Origin of the sequence: Sorangium sp. So ce302, from assembly GCF_051530145.1 — a bacterium.
Taxonomy (GTDB): domain Bacteria; phylum Myxococcota_A; class Polyangia; order Polyangiales; family Polyangiaceae; genus Sorangium; species Sorangium cellulosum_B.
Genome location: NZ_CP150326.1, coordinates 8,378,650 through 8,398,883, shown reverse-complemented (window position 1 = coordinate 8,398,883; position 20,234 = coordinate 8,378,650). Strand labels below are relative to the sequence as shown.

Below are 20,234 nucleotides of genomic sequence, written 5' to 3'. Positions count from 1 at the left end.
GCGTCCGTCTGTATACTGTTCGTTCATGGTTGTTCAATTATCGTCCAATCTTTTTTGTGTGAATTATGTATGCAAGAATACGTTCTTGCGCATGGCGCCGTTCGCTTGGAGGAGGCGGAGGCGTTTCCGGGGGCGTTGGCCCGCGCCCGCGCGGGGATCAGGCGGCGACGAAGCGCCTCACCGGAGCGCGCCGAGGCCGAGCGAGATGCAGGGCTCCCCATCGCGCAGCGAGATCCCCGCCAGCTGCTTCTCGGGCGGGTACATGTACCCGAACAGCATGCACATCTCGTTGTCCCCGTAGCCGAACGTGAGATCGTGGTCCGACGTGTTCCGGAACCTGCACGCGTACCGGAGGGAGTCACCTTCGCCGAGCGTGAGCGCCGGCCGGTAGACCTCGATGTCGCTCTCCAGATCGAACGCCCCGCCCTCGTAGATGCGCGCCTCGCCGCCGTCCGCGCGGACGACGTCGACGTCGAAGGCATCGGCGTAACGGTGCGTGTGCGGCATCAGAGAGACGATGTTCCCGCCGAACGTCGAGCACGTCGTGCCGACGGTCTGCGTGGCGCGCGGCGGGACGAGGAAGTCGTTGACGCTCAAGACGAACGGCACGAGCTCTTCCGTCCGCTCCGAGAGAGGCATGGTGAAGAAGTCATAGGCGAGCTCGACGACCGCGGGCTCGGGCGACGTGTTGAGCAGGTGGACGCTCGTCGCGATCTCGCGGGACGGTTCGAGGGTGAAGCCCATCCCCTCCGGGAAGACGAGCGTCTCCTCGCCGACGACCTGCGTGGAGCTCGCGAAGAGGACGTCCGGGATGGCCGCCGGCAGCGTACCGAAGGGATCGTCGGCGCCGGGATGGCAGCCCGGGTAGGGGTTCGGCCCGAACGATGGATTGACCGGCTTGGCGATCACGTTGCTGTGATGCAGCCCGGCCGTCGCGTAGACGCGCGCCGCGTGGACGGTCGTGCTCTCGATCGCGGGGAAAGGCCATGATACGCAGAAGGTCGCCTCCTCGCCGGGCGCCATGAGCCGCGGCGGCGCGATGATCCTGAAGCCGCTGCGCGGCGGCTCCGGCAGCGCGAGCCGGGTGAGCTCGGCGCCGAAGGCGACGACGTTGTCCCGGTCGACGCGCTCCTCGGGCTCGTAGCGGGCGGCGGGCTGGACGCACCGCCCGCGAAAGCGCTCCTCGCCAGGAGCGCACGCGTCCGGCGGCGACGGCTCGACGCCCGCGCAGGCAGGGAGAAGAAGAATCCACAGGAGACCCGTCGAACGTGCGATGTCTCTCGGGACATAGCGAGTTTGGGGATATTGCATCACGAATCATTTGCGGCCGACAGCCTCTCACCGGAAGCCTCGACTGCGGATCTCGCCTTCAGAGGGAGGGCGCCCTCGCGCGGCCAGGGCGGAGCCCGGGGCGAAGGGGACGCTCCCGGCACAACCGAGGACGGCTCGGGCTGACGCGGTCCATCCGCGGCGGCCGCCGTCGCCGGGCGGCGTCGGCGCGGCGACTGGTCCGCCAGCACCGGCGCTCGCTCCGCCCGCGGCAGCGGCCGCTCGCCGGCCCGCGACCGCGTCGCCTATCGCAGAGCCGATCGGAGCGTCCCGCCCACCTGTCCTCCGGCCGTGGCCGAAGGGCCGCCTACGTGGACACCCTGTTCACCCGGCTCGACGCTGTGCACAACATGGGGGTGACGTGGTCGTCGCGGATCGTCTAGCATCCCCGTGCCGAGGGGCAGCGCGCCCCACGATCCCCCGCATCGCCCGACCACCACGCAGCGTGGTCCCAGCTCGTGGAGAAGACAGCATTGAGCGAGCAAGCAATCGAGCCGGCCCTCCCCGTCACCGCTTTCGAGAGGCGCTTCAAGCACCCGCCGGGGCTCGTGATCCTCTTCTTCGCGGAGATGTGGGAGCGCTTTTCCTATTACGGCATGCGCGGCCTCCTCAAGCTGTATATGGCGAACTACCTGTTCGTCACCGCGCGAGAGGCCTACCAGGGGTGCCGGCAGCACGCGCAGCCATGCGATCTCGTCGCCGGTGATCCGACCACGGTGTTCGCCTGGGAGTTCATCAAGGGCCTCCTCCCGAGCGCGCCCGGCGAGCAGGCGTCCATGCTCTACGGGCTGTACACGGGCCTCGTGTACCTCACGCCGTTCTTCGGCGGCATCCTCGCCGACAAGGTGTGGGGGCAGCGCAAGACGGTGGTGATCGGCGGCGTCTTGATGGCCATCGGACACTTCGTGATGGCGTTCGAGAACTCGTTCTTCATCGCGCTGCTCCTGCTCATCCTCGGCAACGGCGCGTTCAAGCCCAACATCTCGACCCAGGTCGGCAGCCTGTACCCGAAGGGTGATCCGCGCCGCGACGGCGCCTTCACCATCTTCTACATGGGCATCAACCTCGGCGCCTTCATCTGCAACTTCGTGTGCGGCACCCTGGCCGCCGTCTACGGCTGGCACTACGGCTTCGCCGCCGCGGGCGTCGGGATGTGCCTTGGGCTCGTCGTCTACCTGGCGGGGCAGAAGTACCTCGCCAAGGACAACCTGATGAAGACGGCGGAGGGCGTCGGCGAGCAGAAGCAGCCGCTCTCCAGCGACGAGTGGCAGCGCGTCGGCGCGCTCGTGGCGCTCTGCGCCCTCAACGTCGTCTTCTGGGCGGTCTACGAGCAGCAGGGCAACACGATGCAGAGCTGGGCCGACGAGAAGACGGTGTGGCCCACCGTCCTCGGCTTCCAGATCCCGTCGACGTGGTTCCAGTCGGTGAACCCGCTCTGCATCATCCTGTTCGCCCCCCTGCTCGACGTCTTCTGGCGCTGGCAGGCGAAGCGGGGCTCCGAGCCGACGAGCGTCTCGAAGATGGCCCTGGGCTGCACCATCCTCGGGCTGTCGTTCATCGTGATGATCCTCGGCGCGCAGGCCGTCGGCGACGGCAAGGGCAGCCTGTTCTGGCCGGTCTTCTGCACGCTGCTGCTCACGATCGGCGAGCTCTACCTGTCGCCCATCGGCCTGTCGCTCGTGACCAAGGTCTCGCCGGTGCGGATCGTGTCGATGATGATGGGCATGTGGTTCGTCTCGAGCTTCCTCGGCAACACGCTGAGCGGCTACCTCGGCATCTTCTACGAGCGCTGGTCGAAGGACATGTTCTTCCTGATGCTCACCCTCCTCGGCCTCGGCGCCGGCGCCGCGATGTTCGCGTTCAACAAGCCGCTCCGCCGCGTGCTCGGCCAGCACTGATCCGCACCGCGCCCGGCGCGGCCGCGCGCCCTCTCCGCGAGGGCGCGGCGCCGCGTCAGGGCGCCCGCGCGCTCTCCACGGGGGCGCGGCGCGGCGTCAGGGCGCCCGCGCGCCGGCGGGGTCGACGATCCGCTCGTCGAGGGTCGCGAGCCGCCCCTCGGGCAGCGCGCTCCCGATGGCGGCGACGGCGCGGCGGACGCTCTCCAGCGTGCTGCACGAGGCGACGTCGACGAAGAGCCGCCCCGACTCGGGCCAGGAGTGCAGGGCGACGTGCGATTCGCCGACGACGGCGCACGCGGTGATGCCCTGCGGAGAGAACGGAACGACCACCATCTCGAGCAGGGTGAACGAGCCCGCGGCGACGGCCGCCTCCAGCGCCCCGCGGAGCGCGGCCGGGCTGTTCAGGAAGTCGGAGGGACAGCCCTCGAACAGGGCAAGAGCGACGAAGAGCTGCATCGGTGAGCGGGCGCGCGCGACGGCCCGCGCCGGCCGCCCAGGGTAGCCGAGCCCGGGCACCGCGGAACCTGAATCGGTTTCACGAAGGGGGCAGGCCCTCCTCGGGCTGGGCCGCTCGGCACGCCCTTCCCCCCGCCGCGCTAGGGCCGCCGCGCGACCTGGACGACCTCCCGCACGCGCTGCCCACCCAGGTCGAAGCGCCCCTCGAGCCCCGCGAACACGAAGCTGTTCACGCGCCTGCCCGGGACCTCCCAGCCGCGGATCGACCCCTCGGTGTTCTCCCAGAGGAACAGGTTGAGCCCGCCGCCGATCGTGGGCCCCAGCGCGACGCTCTCGGACATGCGGACGTCGATCACCACCTGGAGTCGCCCGAGCTCGATCCCGTGGGTCACCGTGTCGCCCCTCACCCCCGCCGGCGCCGCGATCCACACCCCCGCCGGCGTCGCGGTCCACACCCCCGGCCGCGCCGCGGTCCACAGCGCCCGGTAGCCGGTGCCCAGCGAGATCACCGGATCGACGCGCTCGAACGGCGCCAGGTGAAAGCTCGCCTCCGCGCCCAGCGTCACGCCGCGCACGTCGGCCCCGCCCTGCTCCCCGCCCAGCGCCATGTACTGCTCGTACCTCGACGTCAGCCCGAGGCCGACCTTCGGCACCGCGCGGTAGACGAGCTTCACGCCCACGCCCGCCCCCGGCCCCGCCACGTCGCGCAGGCGCCGCTCGCTCCCGATGTCGCCGAACCCCTGCGCGTATCCGAGGTTGAGGCCGAGCTCGAGCGCGTTGGCAGGCGCCCCCAGCGGAGAGCGCAGGTAGCTCGGCGGGACGTCGCCCCCGAAGTCCTGCGCAGCGGCGACGCTCCCGCAGAGCACGGCGACCGCTCCCGCGGCGATCGCGACCCCGGTGTTTGCCTTCATTGCGGATCCTCCTCGCTGCGCGGCGCCGCGAGGACGGCGGATCCGATCCGCGCGCCACGCCGGGAACGCCGCGCGCCGGGACGCGAGCATCGCGTGTGCCACGGAGGCGGCGAGCAACACCTTCCCGGTCGCGGACGGGCCGCCCGCGCCGCGCGTCAGCCGGCGTGTGCGTGTGTCAACGAGCGGCGGCAGCCGCCCGCGCCGCGCGTCAGCCGGCGCCTACCAGCGGTGGAAGGCCGGGTGCCCTTCCTTCACCGCCACGAACGTCCCGCGGCACGTCGCCGTGACCCGCCCGCCCGCCTCCAGGGTCGCCTCGACCACGACGCGGTCGCCCTCCGCCTCGGCGACCTGCGCCCGCAGGTGCACCGGGCCGCCGAGCGGCGTCGGCTTCTTCAGCTTCACGTGGAAGTCCGCCGTCACCGTGCACGGCGGCGCGTCGGCCCCCCGCGCCTTCATCAGGTGGTAAGCCGCGGTCCAGTTGGAGTGGCAGTCGAGCAGCGCCCCGATGATGCCGCCGTTGAGCATCCCGGGGAACGCCTCGTGGTGCGGCTCCGGCGTGAAGTCGCAGACCACCGCGTCGCCCTCGACGCGGCTCTTCAGCCGGAGCCCCCTGTCGTTCGCCGGCCCGCAGCCGAAGCAGCGGCCCTGCGGCGAGTACCTGTCCTGCAGGCTCGCCGCGTCGCCGCTCACCGGGTGCCCCCGACGAACGCCTCGTCCATCAGCATCTTCTGCTCGAGGAGGTGGCTCGCGCGCGAGCCGGTCGCCGGGCTCGCGCTCGGCGCGCGGCTCACGCACGAGAGCGGCAGCCGGTCGCCGATGCGCTGCCGGAGCACCGCGAGGATGTAGTACCAGGCGCCGTAGTTGCGCGGCTCCTCCTGCACCCACACGAGCGGCGTGCCGTCCTTGTAGGGCGCGAGCGCGTTCACGATCTCCTCGTTCAGCGGGAACAGCTGCTCCAGCCGCAGGATCGCCACGTCCTTGAGCCCGCGCGTCTCCCGCGCCAGCGCGAGGTCGTAGTAGACCTTGCCCGAGCAGAGCAGCACCCGCTTCACGTCCGCCGGATCGACCCCGCTCGTGTCGGGCAGCACGCGGTGGAACTTGCCCTCGGAGAGATCCTTGATCGTCGACACGGGCCGGTGCGGGCCCTTCGACGTCGCCGGGACGCGCAGCAGGCTCTTCGGCGTCGCGATGATGAGCGGCTTGCGCCACGGCCTGTGCACCTGCCGCCGCAGCACGTGGAACAGCTGCGCCGGCGTCGTCAGGTTGCACACCTGGATGTTGTCCTCGGCGCTGTTCTGCAGGCAGCGCTCGATGCGCGCGCTCGAGTGCTCCGGCCCCTGGCCCTCGTAGCCGTGCGGCAGGAAGAGCACGATGCCGCTCAGCCGGTGCCACTTGTCCTCGCTCGACGTGAGGAACTGATCGACGATGACCTGCGCGCCGTTCAGGAAGTCGCCGAACTGCGCCTCCCAGATGACGAGCCCGTCCGGGTAGTCGAGGCTGTAGCCGAAGTCGAAGCCGAGCACGCCCGCCTCGCTGAGCGGGCTGTTGAACGCCTCGAAGCGCGCCGGCCCCTCGGCCACGCGCGACAGGGGCGCGTAGCGCGCGCTCGTCTCGACGTCGCGAAGCACCGCGTGCCGGTGGCTGAAGGTGCCGCGCTGCACGTCCTGACCGGAGAGCCGCACCGGCGTCTTCTCGGCGAGCAGCGACGCGTAGGCGAGCATCTCGCCCGTGCCCCAGTCGAACGGCTCGCCGGCGACGAGCTTGTCGTGCCGCTGCTGGAGCGTCGGCAGCACCTTCGGGTGCGCCTTGAAGCCCTCGGGCAGCTCGAGGAGCTTCTCCGACAGCGCGATGAGCTTCTCGGCCGGCACGCTCGTCGGCACCTCCGGCGTCGCGTGGTCGGCGCCGCCGCGGTAGTGCGACCACACGCCGCCCATCGAGTACAGCACCGGCGCGAAGCCCTTCTGCTTCACCTCGTCGAGCGCGGCGGCGAGCGCCTCGCGGCGCCGCACGACGATCTCGTCGGCCTTCTCCTCGGTGACCTGCCCGAGCTCCATGAGGCGCCGGACGTACACCTGCCGGACCGTGGGCTTCTTGTCGATCGCGGCGTACATCCGCGGCTGCGTGTAGCGCGGCTCGTCGCCCTCGTTGTGGCCGTACCGCCGGTAGCAGTACATGTCGATGATCACGTCGGAGCCGAAGCGCGTGCGGTAGTCGATCGCGAGCTGCGCGACGTGCGCGACCGCCTCCGGGTCCTCGCCGTTCACGTGGAACACCGGGACCTTGAGCATCCTCGTGATGTCGGACGCGTAGCGGGTCGAGCGCCCTTCCATCGGATCGGTCGTGAACCCGACCTGGTTGTTCACGATGACGTGGACCGTGCCGGCCGTCGTGTAGCCCTTCAGGTTCATCATGTTGAGCGTCTCGGCGACGACGCCCTGCCCGATGAACGCCGCGTCGCCGTGGATGAGCAGCGGCATCACGCGGCGGCGCGCGTCGGCGGCGCCGTCGGCGAGCCGGCGGTCCTGCTTCGCGCGGACGCGCCCCTGCACGACGGGGTTCACGAACTCGAGGTGGCTCGGGTTGAACGTGAGCGTGAGGTGGACGTTGCGCCCGTTCTCGAGCGTGCGATCGGTCGAGTAGCCGAGGTGGTACTTGACGTCGCCGCTGCCGAGGTGGCGCTCCGCGTTCTTGTCCTCGAAGGCCGCGAAGATCTCGCGCAGGCTCTTGTCCATGATGTTCGCGAGGACGTTCAGCCGGCCGCGGTGCGCCATGCCGACCACGATCTCGTCGACCTCGTGCGCCCCCGCGCGCTCGATGATGAGGTCGAGCAGCGGGATGAGGCTCTCGGCGCCCTCGAGCGAGAAGCGCTTCGTCCCCGCCTCGTAGGACTTGTGGATGAACTGCTCGAAGATCTCGGCGTCGGAGAGCTTCGTGAGGATCCGGAGCTGCTTCTGGCGGTCGAGCGTGAGCCGGTTGCGCGTCGACTCCATCTGCTGCTGGAGCCACTGGCGCGCCTCGGGCTCCTCGATGAACGTGAACTCCACGCCGATGGAGCGGCAGTACGTCTCCTCGAGCCGGCGGATGATCTCGCGCAGCGTGAGGACGGGCGGCACGCCGGCGAGGTCGGTCGTCGGGAAGGGCAGCTCGAGGTCCTCGACCCGGAGCCCGAAGTTCGTGAGGTCGAGCTCGGGCGGCGTGGCGGGCGGCAGGCCGAGCGGGTCGACGTGCGCGAAGAGGTGGCCGCGCACGCGGTAGGCGTTCACGAGGGCGTAGACGCGCGCCTTGATCGCGGCCTCCGCGAGCACCTTGAGATCGCGCGAGGACTCGGGCGAGCTCGGGTGCTCGCTGAGCGTCCGCGCGAACGCGGCCTCCAGCGTCTTCGCGGCCTCGCCGTTCGTGTTCGTCTTGCCATTCCCGTTCCCGTAGCCGTGCCCGTTCCCGGGCCGCAGCACCTGGTGCGGGATGGTCGGCGTCGCCGCCGGAGCGGGCAGCCTGCTCGGCGTCGCTCCGCCGTTCTTTCCCTCGAAGAACGAGCGCCAGCCGGGGTCTACCGACTCCGGGTTCTCGAGGTACTGGGCATAGAGCTCCTCGACGAGCCCTGCATTGATTCCGAAATCAAGCTGCATCGTGGTCGGCGTGCAAATAACGCGTGTCGGGCCGGCACGCTAGAGTCGTTTTCCGATGACTTCGCCTCGTGGGGCGGAACATCGTCCGGGCAAGGGGTTCGACCGCCTGGAGAAACGGTAGGGAGAAGCGGTAGAAGGGGGCCATGGATCAAGATCGCAGAACCCCGGGTCGAGGACCGGCGCCCGCCGTCCTCCCCTTCGATCGCTTCCGGGACCACCTCTTCCACGAGCCCAGCCTCGGCCTCTGGCTGGACGTGAGCCGGATCCGCTTCGGGAGCGACTTTTTTACCACGATGGAACCGCGAATTCAGGCGGCGCTCGCGGAGATGGCGGCGCTCGAGGGCGGGAGCATCGCGAATCCCGACGAGGGTCGCCGGGTCGGTCACTACTGGCTGCGCGCGCCGGAGCTCGCGCCCGAGGCGGCGCTGCGCGCGGCGATCGAGGAGACGAACGCGCGGATCCTGAGCTTCGCCGCGGACGTGCACGCGGCGCGGGTCCGGCCGGAGCGGGCGGCCCGCTTCAGCAGGGTGCTCGTCGTCGGGATCGGCGGCTCGGCGCTCGGGCCTCAGTTCGTCGCCTCGGCGCTGGGGACGCCGGCCGATCGGATGCAGATCCATTTCTTCGACAACACGGATCCTGACGGGATCGATCGCACGCTGGACGCCATCGGGGACGATCTCGGCGCGACGCTCGCGGTGATCATCTCGAAGTCGGGCGGGACGAAGGAGACGCGCAACGGGATGCTCGAGCTCGAGGCGGCGTACCGTCGGCTCGGCCTCTCGCTCGGCGCGCACGCGGTCGCGGTGACGGGGGAGGGCAGCGAGCTCGACCGGTATGCGACGAAGCACGGCTTCCTGGCCCGCTTCCCGATGTGGGACTGGGTCGGCGGGCGCACGAGCGAGCTGTCGGCGGTCGGCCTGCTGCCCGCGGCGCTCCAGGGGCTGTCGATCGTCGAGATGCTGCAGGGTGCGCGCGAGACGGACGAGGTCACGCGTTCGAAGGAGGTTCCCCGGAACCCCGCGGCGCTGCTCGCGCTCGCCTGGTACTCGGCGACGGGCGGCGCGGGCCGGAAGGACATGGTGCTCTTGCCGTACAAGGACAGGCTCGAGCTCTTCTCGCGCTACCTCCAGCAGCTCGTGATGGAGTCGCTCGGCAAGCGGCTCGATCGGCAGGGCAAGGAGGTCTTCCAGGGCATCGCCGTGTACGGCAACAAGGGCTCGACGGATCAGCACGCGTACGTGCAGCAGCTCCGTGACGGGCTCGACAACTTCTTCGTCACGTTCATCGAGGTGCTGCGGGATCGCGCGCCGTCGCGCGGCGTGCTCGAGGTCGACCCCGGCGTCACGACCGGCGACTACCTCGACGGCTTCCTCCAGGGGACGCGCAAGGCGCTGACCGAGAGCGGGCGCGAGTCGATCACGCTCACGATCGACACGGTCGACGCGCGCGCCGTCGGCATGCTGATCGCGCTCTACGAGCGCGCGGTGGGCCTGTACGCGTCGCTCGTGGGCATCAACGCGTACCACCAGCCCGGCGTCGAGGCCGGCAAGAAGGCCGCGCAGGAGGTGCTCGATCTGCAGGCCAAGGTGCTCGCGGCGCTCGGCGCGAGCGCGGGCCGCGCGCTGTCGCTCGCCGAGGTCGCGAAGGCGGCGGGCGCGGACGACGTGGAGACGGTCTTCTGGATCCTGCGCCACCTGGCGGCGAACCCGGAGCGCGGCGTCGCGCGGGAGGTTCCGCAGGGCGGCTCGCCGTTCGACGCGACGTACCGTCTGGCGCGCTGAGGGGGCGCCCGCGCGGCGCGGAGCGACGCCGGCTTGGCCCGGCGGCGCGCGCCGCGCGGGCGTGACATGGGCGAGGGCCTCGTGGATGAGGCGGCCGGATGTCGGACATGGGCAGGTGCGTGGCCGAGCAGGCCTGCGGGGAGGTCGGACATGGGCGTGTGCCTCGCGGAGCAGGCCCGCGGGGATGTCGGACATGGGCGTGTGCCTCGCGGAGCAGGCCTGCGGGGATGTCGGACATGGGCGTGTGCCTCGCGGAGCAGGCCCGCGGGGATGTCGGACATGGGCGTGTGCCTCGCGGAGCAGGCGGCGGGCATGTCGCGACATGGTAGCGCAGCCGGCCGGTCAGCTCGACCTGATCTCGTCGAGGCGGAAGCTGCGAGCACCGGTGCAGCCGTCGCTGTTCGGGGATCGGCCAACCGACACCGAGTGATCTCCTGGGCCCGGCTGCCTGCAACGTCCGATGGTTTCACGGAACTGGACTCCTGAAGAGGCTCATGACCAAGAAGTCGCTGTCTGATGCGTGGAATATGATGCCGGCCAAGGCACAGGAAAGCCGGCCGCTGGGGATCAGTGAGAAATACACGCAGGGACTGCTGGTCATCACGCAATTGCCATGCATGCAAAAGTTCCTCAGCTGCCGGTCCCTGGGGTGCGGTAGCGACGTCCTCAACAGGGTTGCCGGCGAGAGGCGACTTCTGGGGGACGTTTACGTTCACGAACGAGCCGTTGACGACCACGACCACGACCACGACCACGACCACGACCACGACCACGACCACGACCACGGCCACGTTGGGGACCAATGGTGGGGGGAGGGGGGCAATCTGTCGCGACGAGCGCGGCTGGGGAACAGCAGAGCGCCCGTTTCGCTAGCTCACGCGAGCTCGATCCTCAGAAGGTCACGCGCAGGGTCGCGCCCGTCGGGCCGACGGTGAGCTCGGGGGCCTGGACCGACACGTTGCGCGGGATGTCGTCGCGCACCCAGACCCGCTGGTTGCCGACGAGGCCCGCGACGAGCAGCACGAAGCCGGTCACCTGCGTGGCCCCGTCGAAGAGGAGGAGGGTGGCGGCGAGCCGGCCGTCGTCGCTGTCGACGTCGACGTCCTCGCCCGTGCCGAGCGTGATGAACGGGCCGCCCACGGGCACGAGCATCGGCGAGTAGCTGACGGCGTCGCTGCCTCCCTCGCTGAGGATGCTCCCCGCCGTCAGCGCCGAGAGCGCCCACGCGCTGGCGAGGACGATCGACCCCGCGATCACCAGCCGGCGGTTCATCTGCGTCTCGACGCGATAGCCCGCCGGCCGGATCCCGCCTTCCGTGAAGGTCAGCGTTCGCGGCATGCCGAGGATGACGGACGGCGCATACGGCACGTAGCCGGGCGGCACGTGGTCAGGCGGCGGCGCGTATCCAGGCGGCAGCGCGTAGCCGGGCGGCGCATAGCCGGGCGGCGCGCCGGCAGGGGACGGCGCGTAGCCAGACGGCGCCGCGCTCTGCGCGGACGGGGGGGCGTCGCTCTCCGCCGTGGCCGGCGCTGCGAGCGCGAGCGGGCCAAACAGCGCGGCCATCGAGAGGGCGGTGCGGATCGCGGTCACGTGCGTCTCCCTTCGGGGTGAGGGCTGTCGGCGCAGGGGCACCAGCTCAGAATCTCCATCGGAGGCTAGCGGAGGACCCGCCGATCGAGACCTCAGGCCAGCGGGGCGCAGCGTGCCCAGGGTCGCGTGAGCTCACCGTGAACTGGCGCTCGAGGTAGACGTCCTCGTTCGCGAGACCGGCGGCGTACAGGATGAGCCCGCCCACCTGGGTCACGGCGTCCATCGTGAGCCAGAAGATGCCCGCGCCCTCCGCTTCCAGGGTCCCTATCGCGATCATCGGGCCGGCGAACGGGATGAGCAGCGGCCCGAACTCGTCGAAATCGTCGTCGTCGAACGACGCGATGCCTGCGACCGTGAACGTGAGCGCGTACGGGATGCCGAACGTCAGCAGCCCCGCCGTGGCGAGCTTGCGGTCCGCCCTGGTCCGGAGCGCGTAGCCGCGCGGGATCGGGTCCCCCTCTTCGTACTCGATGGTCCGTGGGTTGGCCCACGGCGGGAGCGGCGGCACCGGCAGGTAGTAACCCTGCGGGATGGGCACCAGCGCGCCGCCCGCCGGAGCGATCGGGGCGGGCGCCGGAGCGATCGGGGCGGGCGCCGGAGCGACAGGGGCGGGCGCCGGAGCGACAGGGGCGGGCGCTGGAGCGATCGGGGCACCCGCTGCCGCGGGCGCCGTGCCTGGCGCGGCGGGCCTCGCCGCGTCGCCGCGCGCCGGTTTCGGCGGCGCGGCCTGCGCCTGCGCGGCCGCCGGCGCGGCGAACCCGAGCAGCGCCGCGAGCACCGCGGCGGCCTGCACGCCGCGAACGCGCGGCGCTGCGTCGCGGCGCAGCGGTACGATACTCCCTTTCGTTTGCCCGATCGGCATGCTGGCTCCCGTCGCGCTCGCGCGACGACTCCAAGGACTGCGGGTGGCTTCGGTGCAGCGAGGCCAGGATACGCAGACTGTTCACGAACTCAATCCGCCCGCACAGTGCGGGCGGGCGCCGCGCTGGGAGCCCCGACGCTGGCGAGCCGGTCGCCCGCTCCGGCCGCACGATGGGCCACCCCTCGGCCATGCGCTGCACGCCCGAGGAGGCGCTCGTCGTCGCGAAGCCCGCGAGGCCCCGCCCCTCGGCGCATGCTGGGCTGCCGCTCCCCGGGCGCCGACGGTGCCCTGGCGCCCCTCGCCCACCAGCGCGATACCCGCCATCGCCGAGCATGATCTGCGCGCCCGCGCGGCGCCGCCGCCACGCCGCCACGCCGCCACGCCGCCACGAGTCATGAGTCGCCGGCGACGCGCGGTCGAGCCGTGCACCTGGGACAACCCTGACAGGTAAGGACTGTAGCGAGTGGACCCCTGGGACAACCACGATGCGTAAGGGTCATGGTAAGTGGACGCCTGGGATAACCCTGACAGGTAAAGACTGTATGTCTCTCACCTGCTCTGGCTCAGCTCGCCACCGCCCCATCGGGCGCTACGCTGTTGTCTGATCAAGGGTGATGTCGCAGCCGCCCCCATGGCGAGCTCGGCAGAACCATGGCCTTCCATGACATGGCGGCGACGACCGCCCGCGGAGGAGCGAAACGATGACAAGGACCTCATTCGTGGTGTTGGCGTGTGCGGCTGCCGCGCTGAGCAGCGCGTCGTGCGGAGGGACGGACAAGGGCAATCGGGCCACGGGCGGCGGCGATACGGGCAGCGGCGCTACCGGCGGCGATACGGGCAGCGGCACCACCGGCAGCGGCGATGCGAGCGGCGGCGATACCGGCGGCGGCGCCACGTCAGGGACCGGCGCGCAGCCGGGGGCCGGCGAGCAGTTCTCCGTCGACGCGCAGGGCGGGACCTTCACGGCGGACGACGGCTTCACCATCGAGGTGCCGCTGGGCGCGGTGAACGAGAACACGGTGATCACCATCGAGCGCATCGACGAGGCCCCCGAGGGCGCGGTGGGGCCCATGTACGTCCTCGGCCCGGAGGGCCTGACGTTCGAGAGGCCGATCACGCTCACGCTGCCGATCACCGTCGAGCTCAGGGCGGAGCTGGGCGAAAGCGCGGTCCTCGGCGCCTATGGCTTCACCGCGCAGGAGGGCTCGGACGATTTCGCGCCGCTCGCGCGGCACGACGTCTCGAGGGACAGCGTCGTCACGGAGACCGACCGCCTCTCGAGGATCTATCCAGGCATGATCCTGGCGACCCCGATGGCGAGCCTGCACCGCTACCCGAGCGCGCTGGCCGCCGACGAGTCCTTCCTCTACTTCGCGAGCGGCGGCACCGAGGACGTCGCGACCGGGGACAACAACGACGGATTCATCTACCGGGTGAGGCTGGGCACCGCCGAGGCAGAGGCGATGATCCCCGCCGATCCCGATCCCAAGGCGCTGTGGGTCAACGACTCCCACGTGTACTGGGCGAGCGGCGGCGATGATGACCCGGTGATCCCCTCGGCGCTCCGGCGCGTCGACAAGGCGACCCTGGAGGTGGAGACGCTGGCCCAGATCGGCTATGTCGTGAGCGTCATCGGCGACGCGTCGGCCATCTACTTCGGCGACGGCGATGGAGAGAACCTCTTCACGATGCCGCTCGACGGCGGCGAGCCGGCCGTCCTCGCGTCCGGCGCCGGGAGGCCCGCGTACCTCGCGCAGGACGCGGAGAACCTCTACTGGACCGGCGGCGCGGCGACCCACAAGGTCTACAAGGTGGCGAAGGCGGGCGGCGAGGTGACCGTCATCGCCGACAACGAGGCCGAGCCGGCCGGGATCGCGGTGGACGCGGCGTTCGTCTACTGGGCCAACGCCGGCGACGGCGGCGTGTTCAAGGCGCCCATCGCCGGAGGACAGAAGACCTTGATCTATAGAGGGGACTCGATGGCGGGGCTGGTCCTCCGGGGCTCGACGCTGTTCTCGACGGACACGCGCGGGAACCGCAGCGTCAACGCGCACGATCTCGAGAGCAACAGGACCGTCCTGCTGGCGTTCGGGCAGCCCGTCCCCTGGCGTGTCATCGCCCCGGAGGGGCAGGGCGTGTTCTGGTCCAACGCCGGCGACTACCGCTACCAGGGGCAAGTCGCGTCGTACCACGCTCCTTGATCGTCCGTGTCCCGGCGGTGACCGCGAGGGCGCGCCCGCGTGGCTCGCGCTCGTGGTCGCCGTGGTCAGGGGCCGAACGCCGCGACGAAGACGTCCTCGTCCCCTGTCAGCGGGCCGGAGCCGAGGTCGAGGGTGCCGGTGAACGTCGCTGTGGCCAGCACGCGATCGAGTGGATCGACGACGATGCTGAAGGGTCGCTCCGTGTCGAACCCCTCGACCCACAGCACGTGCCCGCCGGCGTCGAACTTCACAAGGAAGGTGCGCGCGCTGTAGCTCGACGGGTTGTGCCCTGACGGGAAGGGGATCCCATCGAAATCGAGCGTCGCCGAGACGTCGGCGACGAGCACCCCGGAGGCGACCACGTTCGCCTGGCTGTCGACGTCGATCGAGGTGATGCCGCCGCCGCGCCTGCGCCTCGCTGCGACGATCGCGGCCCCGGCGCTCACCAGCCGGGATCGAGCGCCGGCTCGACGGGCACGAACGGACCGACCTCACCAAGGTTCCAGCCGCCGTGGCGGAAGCAGGCGCCCGAGCCGTCGGTGCGCACGCCGCAAAGGAGGTCGTACCCGCCTTCGATGAACGTGAAGCGCCCGGCGTCGATCGGCATCTCGGCGCCGTCGTAGCGCCTGCACGTGAGGGCCCCCTCGGCGTCGATCGCGCACACCGCTCCGGCCGTGGCGGTGATGGAACGGTACGGCCCGCCCGAAAACTCGGGATACTCGGGCCCGGCGCAGCGCGTGCTGGGGGTGTTGCCGCAAGAGATGGTCGGCTCGAAGCACTGGATGCCGCCGGCCTTCGTGAGCCCGCAGACGATGCGGTTGCTGAACGCCACCTGGGTGAACTCACCGGGGATCGTCTCCATGCCATGGAACTGCCACAGGCTGCCATCCGGGCGCACGCCGGCGACGAGCCCCTCCCAGGCGCAGAGCGCTTGCGTGAATGGGCCCTCGAACTCCACCACCTTGTCCGGGTGCTCCGGGAGGTCCTCTTGCTGGCGATCCAGCAGCACCGCGAACGACCCGTCCACGAACAGCGGGCACACGCCCTGTTCGCCCCACATGTTCGTCGCTCGAAAGGAGGCGACAGCTGGCAGCCCGTCTGGCAGGAGCGTCTCGGCGGCGAGCAGCCGACCGTCCTCGGTGAGCCCGATCAGCCCCTGTCGCGTGAGCTGGACACGCCGGTAGCGCTCGGCGGGCAGCGCGCCGCCCGGATCGTCGCCCCAGCAACGATAGCTGCCGTCGGTCTTCGTCACACAATAGCTGCCGACGTCATCGTCGACCGCGACGTTTCGCGCGCACACGAAATCGGAGACGCGCCAGCCGCCGTCGCTCGTGCACGTCTCGCGCAGGCCGCTCGCGTTGCAGCGCGCCTCCCCCGCCGCGCAGGCCGCGGCGCTCCCTCCCTCGCCGCCTTCTACTTCTGCGTCGCTCTCCTGCGTCGTCCACGTCCCGCTGCAGCCCATGGCGAGCATCGTGGCGCCCACTGCCACGAGCCGCGCCGCCCTCCGTTCAAGCGCCATGACACAAAGGATACCCAGGTGCTCCGTGCTCCGCATGCACGATCGATCGTCGAGCGCTGGCCCCGATTCAAGGGGTGAGCATCTCCGCGTCTACGCAAGCGGCAGCCCGCGGGCCACGCTTCGTCGCTTTGCGCTCGAAATTTGCGCGCCAGGTGGACCCCACGAAGGCCGCGTCGCGAGCTCTGGCGGGCGGCTTCAGCTCGCGGGCTTCAAGCAGCTCGCGGGCCGAGGTGGAGGCGCGAGCCTCCATCGCCCTGCCAATGGAGGAGGCTGTCGCCTCCATCGCCGGGTCGAGCGGCGGTCTGCCCCACGACCTGCGTCGCGATCCTGCGCTGCGAGATCATTGAGGGCACAGGAGCGCTCAGGGGATCGTCGCAGGCACGCTCCCTGCTCTCTGGTCTGGTGCGGGTGCGGGCACGGCCTGAGTGGCCGTCATACCAAGGAGAGTCACACCATGAAGATGGTTGCGTATCATCTCGGTCTCGGTCTCATCACCTTCTCGATGGTCACGGGCTGCGTGGCGGCGGACGCCGGCAGCTTCGACGAGGAAGACACGGCGGAGAGCGCCGAGGAGCTCGGAGGAAACCCTGACCCCTGCGCGATGGGGACCGACCCGAACTTCACCAGCCCGCAGCTCACCGCGATCGGAGCAAGCGAGACCTACGTCCGCGCCTACCAGTGGATCGACGGCATCTGTCCGGACATCGGGCAGGATCGAGCGACGACGATCGTGGATTTCCCCGTGCCCGGCTATTACCAGCACCAGATCCCGGAGACATACCGCTTTGACGTACAGCCTACCTTCTGGGGGGCCTCCTCCACCTCGTGGAGCGACGCGTCGCAGGCGATGAGCGACTGCGCGAACACCAAGATGGCCACGCGCGTGCAGCGCTGGGACGCGGCCACGAGCCAGTTCGTGCAGCTCACGTACAAGGAGCAGGCGGGCACGTGGCTCTGGGACAACCCGCTGACCGGCCGCGGGCACTGCTCGACGCCGACGTTCGTCTACTACCACGAGAACTACGGGACCGCGCAGCAGGTCACCACGAGCAAGTACCGTGTCCGCACCTGGGCGACGCAGCCCGACGGCTCCCACGCGACCGTCTGGATCACGGGGACGCACACGGGCCTGTAACCCGCGCGCGACGCTCAGCTGTTCGCGCGAAGCGCCTTGAATTCCCCCGGGTCCTTGTGGCAGCTGGAAGCCCGGCGACGGGTAGAATGCTACTCTCGGGTCGAGGAGCGCCCATGCCCGATCCGTACAACCTGCAACGATTCGTGGACGCGCAGGCTCCGGTCTATGCCCGCGTCCTGGCCGAATTGCGCCGAGGAGAGAAGACCAGCCACTGGATGTGGTTCATTTTTCCGCAGCTGAAGGGCCTGGGCCACAGCGCCATGGCTCAGAGGTTCGGCATCGCTTCGAAGGGAGAGGCCGAGGCGTATCTGCAGCACCCGACGCTCGGTCCGAGACTGCTGGAGTGCACTCGCCTCGTGAACCAGATCGAGGGGCGCTCGCTGTACGACATCTTCGATAGCCCCGATGACATGAAGTTTTGCTCGTCGATGACCCTGTTCTCCCGCGCGGCCCCCGGCGAGGGGGCGTTCCTCGCGGCGCTCGACAAGTACTGTGGCGGCGAGCCCGATCCGCGAACGCTCGCGCTGCTCGAGTAGCGCCGGCCGTCGCCGGAGGCGCCGCTGGATCGCCCCCGTGGGTGGATCGTCGACGCGCTCGTTCGCGTCGCGTGCGCCGTTCTTGCCTGTAACATTCCGATGTCACGGTCGCTGTCGGCTCGCGCGGGAACCAGCACGACCGACGTTGCGGACGCCACGTCCCCTGGTGAAAGCTCTAGATTTCGCCCTGGGCGGCCGCCTGTAACCGAGGCAACGCAATTTCCCACTTGATCCGCCGTCGTGGACGGACGAGTGAGCCGGCGCTCGCTCCGGCCGGGGGCGGGCGAGAGGACCATCACCCGTGGATGCATTGTCGTACCAGTCGCTCTTAACGGGCGCCGTCGCGCTCATGGTCGCACGCACCTTCTACGTGCGTGTCAAGAAGGCCCCTGAAGGCAACGAGACGATGGCGCGCATCGCGCGCTACGTCCGCGAGGGGGCGATGGCCTTCCTCGCGCGCGAGTACAAGGTGCTCGCCGTCTACGCCGCCGCCGTCTTTGCGCTCCTGGCCGCGACGCTCGGGCTCCTGTCCGCGGTCGCCTTCGCCGCCGGCGCGTTCCTGTCGCTCATCGCCGGCTTCTTCGGCATGAAGGCCGCGACGTACGCCAACGTTCGCACGGCCGAGGCCGCGCGCGCGCACGGCAAGCCCACCGCGCTCGTCACCGCGCTCGACGGCGGCGCCGTCATGGGCCTCTGCGTCGCGGGGCTCGGCCTCATCGGCCTGGGCGGCATCTATGCCCTGTTCCGCAACGACGAGCACCTCGCGACGATCGTCCACTCGTTCGCCGTCGGCGCGAGCTCGATCGCGCTCTTCGCCCGCATCGGCGGCGGCATCTACACGAAGGCCGCCGACGTCGGCGCCGATATCGTGGGCAAGGTCGAGGCGAACATCCCCGAGGACGACCCCCGCAACCCGGGCGTCATCGCCGACAACGTCGGGGACAACGTCGGCGACATCGCGGGCATGGGCGCCGACATCTACGAGAGCTACGTGGCCGCGGTCGTCGCCGCGATCGCGCTCGGCCTCACGCTGCCGATCGCCAAGCTGCAGCAGCTCGCGCCGTCGGTGAGCGAGCAGGAGCTCCGCGCGATGGCCGTGTCGCTGCCGCTGCTCCTCGCGACGATCGGCCTCGCGGTCTCGGTCGTCGGCATCTTCATCACGCGCGAGCTCAAGAACCTGCCGCCGGCCCGGGTGCTGCGCCTCGCGCTCATCGTCCCGCCGTTCCTCGTCGTGCTCGCGGCGGCCGGCATCCTGCCGGGCCTCGGCTTCAGCTTCGGCGCCGTCATCACCCTCGCGGCCGGCGCCGCGGGCGGCGCCATCGTCGGCCTCGTGACCGACTACTACACGTCGATGGGCCCCATCCACAAGGTGGCCCAGAGCTCGCTCACCGGCCCCGGCACCAACGTCATCCGCGGCATCGCGGTCGGCCTCGAGAGCGTCGCGATCCCCCTCATGACCCTCGTCGCCGTGGGCTGGATCTCGAACCACTACCTCGGCCTCTACGGCATCGCGCTCGCCGCGGTCGGCATGCTCGCTGGCACCGCGATCGTCATGACCGTCGACGCGTACGGCCCGATCGCCGACAACGGCGGCGGCATCTCCGAGATGGCCGGCCTCGGCAAGGAGGTCCGCGCGATCACCGACGAGCTCGACGCGGTCGGCAACACCACCGCGGCCGTCGGCAAGGGCTTCGCGATCGGCTCGGCGGTGCTCACCGTCGTCGCGCTGTTCGCCGCCTTCAACATGGAGGTCGACGCGGTCCGCCGCGCGAAGGGACTCCCGGAGCTCGTGCTGTATCTGACAGACGCCAAGGTCCTCATGGGACTGCTCTTCGGCGCCCTCCTCCCGTGCCTCGTCGGCGCGCTCACGATGACCGCCGTCGGCCGCGCGGCCGGCTCGATCGTCGAGGAGATCCGCCGTCAGTTCCGCGAGATCCCCGGCCTGCTCGAGGGCAAGCCGGGCGTCGAGCCGCAGCCGAAAGTCATCGTCGACATCGCCACGTCGGCCGCCATCCGCGAGATGATCGCGCCCGGCGCCATCGCGGTGCTCGCGCCGGTCGTCGTCGGCTTCGTGGCCGGCCCCGAGGTCCTCGCGGGCACGCTGGCCGGCGCGCTCGTCGTCGGCGCGGTGCTCTCGCTGATGATGGCGAACGGCGGCGGCGCCTGGGACAACGCCAAGAAGCACATCGAGAAGGGCGGCCTCGACGGCCACGCGAAGGGCTCCGACGCCCACAAGGCCGCCGTCGTCGGCGACACCGTCGGCGATCCCTTCAAGGACACGTCGGGCCCCGGCATCTCGATCCTCATCAAGGTGATGGGCGTCGTGTCGCTCCTCATCGCCCCGCTCATCGCCTGAGCGGACGCGCCGTCGCAGCGAGCAACCCAGAGAG

The 20,234-nt window shown here is 70.5% G+C and carries 15 protein-coding genes; 6 read left to right on the top strand and 9 right to left on the bottom strand.

Annotated features, from left to right (window positions below):
- Nucleotides 1-177: 177 nt before the first annotated feature.
- Nucleotides 178-1,311 (bottom strand): hypothetical protein, encoded by a 1,134-nt coding sequence (locus WME73_RS31745; RefSeq protein ID WP_437911965.1) that lies wholly within the window; start codon nucleotides 1,309-1,311, stop codon nucleotides 178-180.
- A 491-nt stretch (nucleotides 1,312-1,802) separates the two neighbouring features.
- Between WME73_RS31745 and WME73_RS31740 the strand changes: the two genes are divergently transcribed.
- The gene (locus WME73_RS31740) at nucleotides 1,803-3,227 is read left to right on the top strand and encodes a peptide MFS transporter (RefSeq protein WP_437911964.1); all 1,425 of its coding nucleotides are present in this window, start codon (nucleotides 1,803-1,805) and stop codon (nucleotides 3,225-3,227) included.
- Nucleotides 3,228-3,323: 96 nt separating this feature from the next.
- On the opposite strand, the gene speD is transcribed toward WME73_RS31740, so the two are convergent.
- The 4 genes from speD to WME73_RS31720 all read right to left on the bottom strand — a co-directional run bounded on the left by speD (nucleotide 3,324) and on the right by WME73_RS31720 (nucleotide 8,220).
- On the bottom strand, nucleotides 3,324-3,743 hold the full coding sequence (gene speD / locus WME73_RS31735; RefSeq protein ID WP_437850897.1) for an S-adenosylmethionine decarboxylase: 420 nt from the start codon (nucleotides 3,741-3,743) through the stop codon (nucleotides 3,324-3,326).
- A gap of 80 nt (nucleotides 3,744-3,823) precedes the next feature.
- Nucleotides 3,824-4,594 (bottom strand): hypothetical protein, encoded by a 771-nt coding sequence (locus WME73_RS31730; protein WP_437911963.1) that lies wholly within the window; start codon nucleotides 4,592-4,594, stop codon nucleotides 3,824-3,826.
- Between the two features lie 219 nt (nucleotides 4,595-4,813).
- Entirely contained in the window at nucleotides 4,814-5,284 is a 471-nt protein-coding gene (locus tag WME73_RS31725; protein WP_012238299.1) for a PaaI family thioesterase, read from the bottom strand.
- A complete protein-coding gene (locus WME73_RS31720) occupies nucleotides 5,281-8,220 on the bottom strand; it encodes a 2-oxoglutarate dehydrogenase E1 component (RefSeq protein WP_437740099.1) in 2,940 nt (979 codons plus the stop codon). Before WME73_RS31720 ends, WME73_RS31725 begins: the two co-directional genes overlap by 4 nt.
- 143 nt (nucleotides 8,221-8,363) lie before the next feature.
- On the opposite strand from WME73_RS31720, the gene WME73_RS31715 reads away from it, so the two are divergent.
- The gene (locus WME73_RS31715; RefSeq protein WP_437740098.1) at nucleotides 8,364-10,001 is read left to right on the top strand and encodes a glucose-6-phosphate isomerase; all 1,638 of its coding nucleotides are present in this window, start codon (nucleotides 8,364-8,366) and stop codon (nucleotides 9,999-10,001) included.
- 891 nt (nucleotides 10,002-10,892) lie between these two features.
- Here WME73_RS31715 and WME73_RS31710 read toward each other — a convergent pair.
- Together WME73_RS31710 and WME73_RS31705 are read right to left on the bottom strand one after the other, a co-directional pair.
- Nucleotides 10,893-11,591: a hypothetical protein gene (locus WME73_RS31710; RefSeq protein WP_437740097.1), complete on the bottom strand. Its 699-nt coding sequence runs from the start codon at nucleotides 11,589-11,591 to the stop codon at nucleotides 10,893-10,895.
- A 46-nt stretch (nucleotides 11,592-11,637) separates the two neighbouring features.
- Entirely contained in the window at nucleotides 11,638-12,453 is an 816-nt protein-coding gene (locus WME73_RS31705) for a hypothetical protein (RefSeq protein WP_437911962.1), read from the bottom strand.
- 701 nt (nucleotides 12,454-13,154) lie between these two features.
- Between WME73_RS31705 and WME73_RS31700 the strand changes: the two genes are divergently transcribed.
- Nucleotides 13,155-14,654, top strand: a complete 1,500-nt coding sequence (locus WME73_RS31700; RefSeq protein WP_437911961.1) for a DUF5050 domain-containing protein — start codon at nucleotides 13,155-13,157, stop codon at nucleotides 14,652-14,654.
- A gap of 65 nt (nucleotides 14,655-14,719) precedes the next feature.
- On the opposite strand, the gene WME73_RS31695 is transcribed toward WME73_RS31700, so the two are convergent.
- Together WME73_RS31695 and WME73_RS31690 are read right to left on the bottom strand one after the other, a co-directional pair.
- Entirely contained in the window at nucleotides 14,720-15,100 is a 381-nt protein-coding gene (locus WME73_RS31695; RefSeq protein ID WP_437911960.1) for a hypothetical protein, read from the bottom strand.
- Nucleotides 15,097-16,173, bottom strand: coding sequence for a hypothetical protein (locus tag WME73_RS31690; protein WP_437911959.1), 1,077 nt, complete (start codon nucleotides 16,171-16,173; stop codon nucleotides 15,097-15,099). The genes WME73_RS31695 and WME73_RS31690 overlap by 4 nt, the downstream gene beginning before the upstream one ends.
- Nucleotides 16,174-16,627: 454 nt before the next feature.
- Between WME73_RS31690 and WME73_RS31685 the strand changes: the two genes are divergently transcribed.
- The 3 genes from WME73_RS31685 to WME73_RS31675 all read left to right on the top strand — a co-directional run bounded on the left by WME73_RS31685 (nucleotide 16,628) and on the right by WME73_RS31675 (nucleotide 20,200).
- Entirely contained in the window at nucleotides 16,628-17,308 is a 681-nt protein-coding gene (locus WME73_RS31685) for a hypothetical protein (protein WP_437911958.1), read from the top strand.
- A gap of 113 nt (nucleotides 17,309-17,421) precedes the next feature.
- Complete coding sequence (locus tag WME73_RS31680; protein ID WP_437911957.1) at nucleotides 17,422-17,844, top strand: DUF1810 domain-containing protein; 423 nt, start codon at nucleotides 17,422-17,424, stop codon at nucleotides 17,842-17,844.
- A 301-nt stretch (nucleotides 17,845-18,145) separates the two neighbouring features.
- Nucleotides 18,146-20,200: a sodium-translocating pyrophosphatase gene (locus WME73_RS31675; RefSeq protein ID WP_437740090.1), complete on the top strand. Its 2,055-nt coding sequence runs from the start codon at nucleotides 18,146-18,148 to the stop codon at nucleotides 20,198-20,200.
- Nucleotides 20,201-20,234: the final 34 nt, after the last annotated feature.

What these genes read in the sequence shown, in the direction of transcription:
- WME73_RS31700 (WP_437911961.1), top strand. Translation starts at nt 13,155, where the DNA reads ATGACAAGGACCTCATTCGTGGTGTTGGCGTGTGCGGCTGCCGCGCTG.
- WME73_RS31705 (WP_437911962.1), bottom strand. Translation starts at nt 12,453, where the DNA reads ATGCCGATCGGGCAAACGAAAGGGAGTATCGTACCGCTGCGCCGCGAC.
- WME73_RS31730 (WP_437911963.1), bottom strand. Translation starts at nt 4,594, where the DNA reads ATGAAGGCAAACACCGGGGTCGCGATCGCCGCGGGAGCGGTCGCCGTG.
- WME73_RS31680 (WP_437911957.1), top strand. Translation starts at nt 17,422, where the DNA reads ATGCCCGATCCGTACAACCTGCAACGATTCGTGGACGCGCAGGCTCCG.
- WME73_RS31720 (WP_437740099.1), bottom strand. Translation starts at nt 8,220, where the DNA reads ATGCAGCTTGATTTCGGAATCAATGCAGGGCTCGTCGAGGAGCTCTAT.
- WME73_RS31685 (WP_437911958.1), top strand. Translation starts at nt 16,628, where the DNA reads ATGAAGATGGTTGCGTATCATCTCGGTCTCGGTCTCATCACCTTCTCG.
- WME73_RS31690 (WP_437911959.1), bottom strand. Translation starts at nt 16,173, where the DNA reads ATGGCGCTTGAACGGAGGGCGGCGCGGCTCGTGGCAGTGGGCGCCACG.
- WME73_RS31715 (WP_437740098.1), top strand. Translation starts at nt 8,364, where the DNA reads ATGGATCAAGATCGCAGAACCCCGGGTCGAGGACCGGCGCCCGCCGTC.
- WME73_RS31745 (WP_437911965.1), bottom strand. Translation starts at nt 1,311, where the DNA reads ATGCAATATCCCCAAACTCGCTATGTCCCGAGAGACATCGCACGTTCG.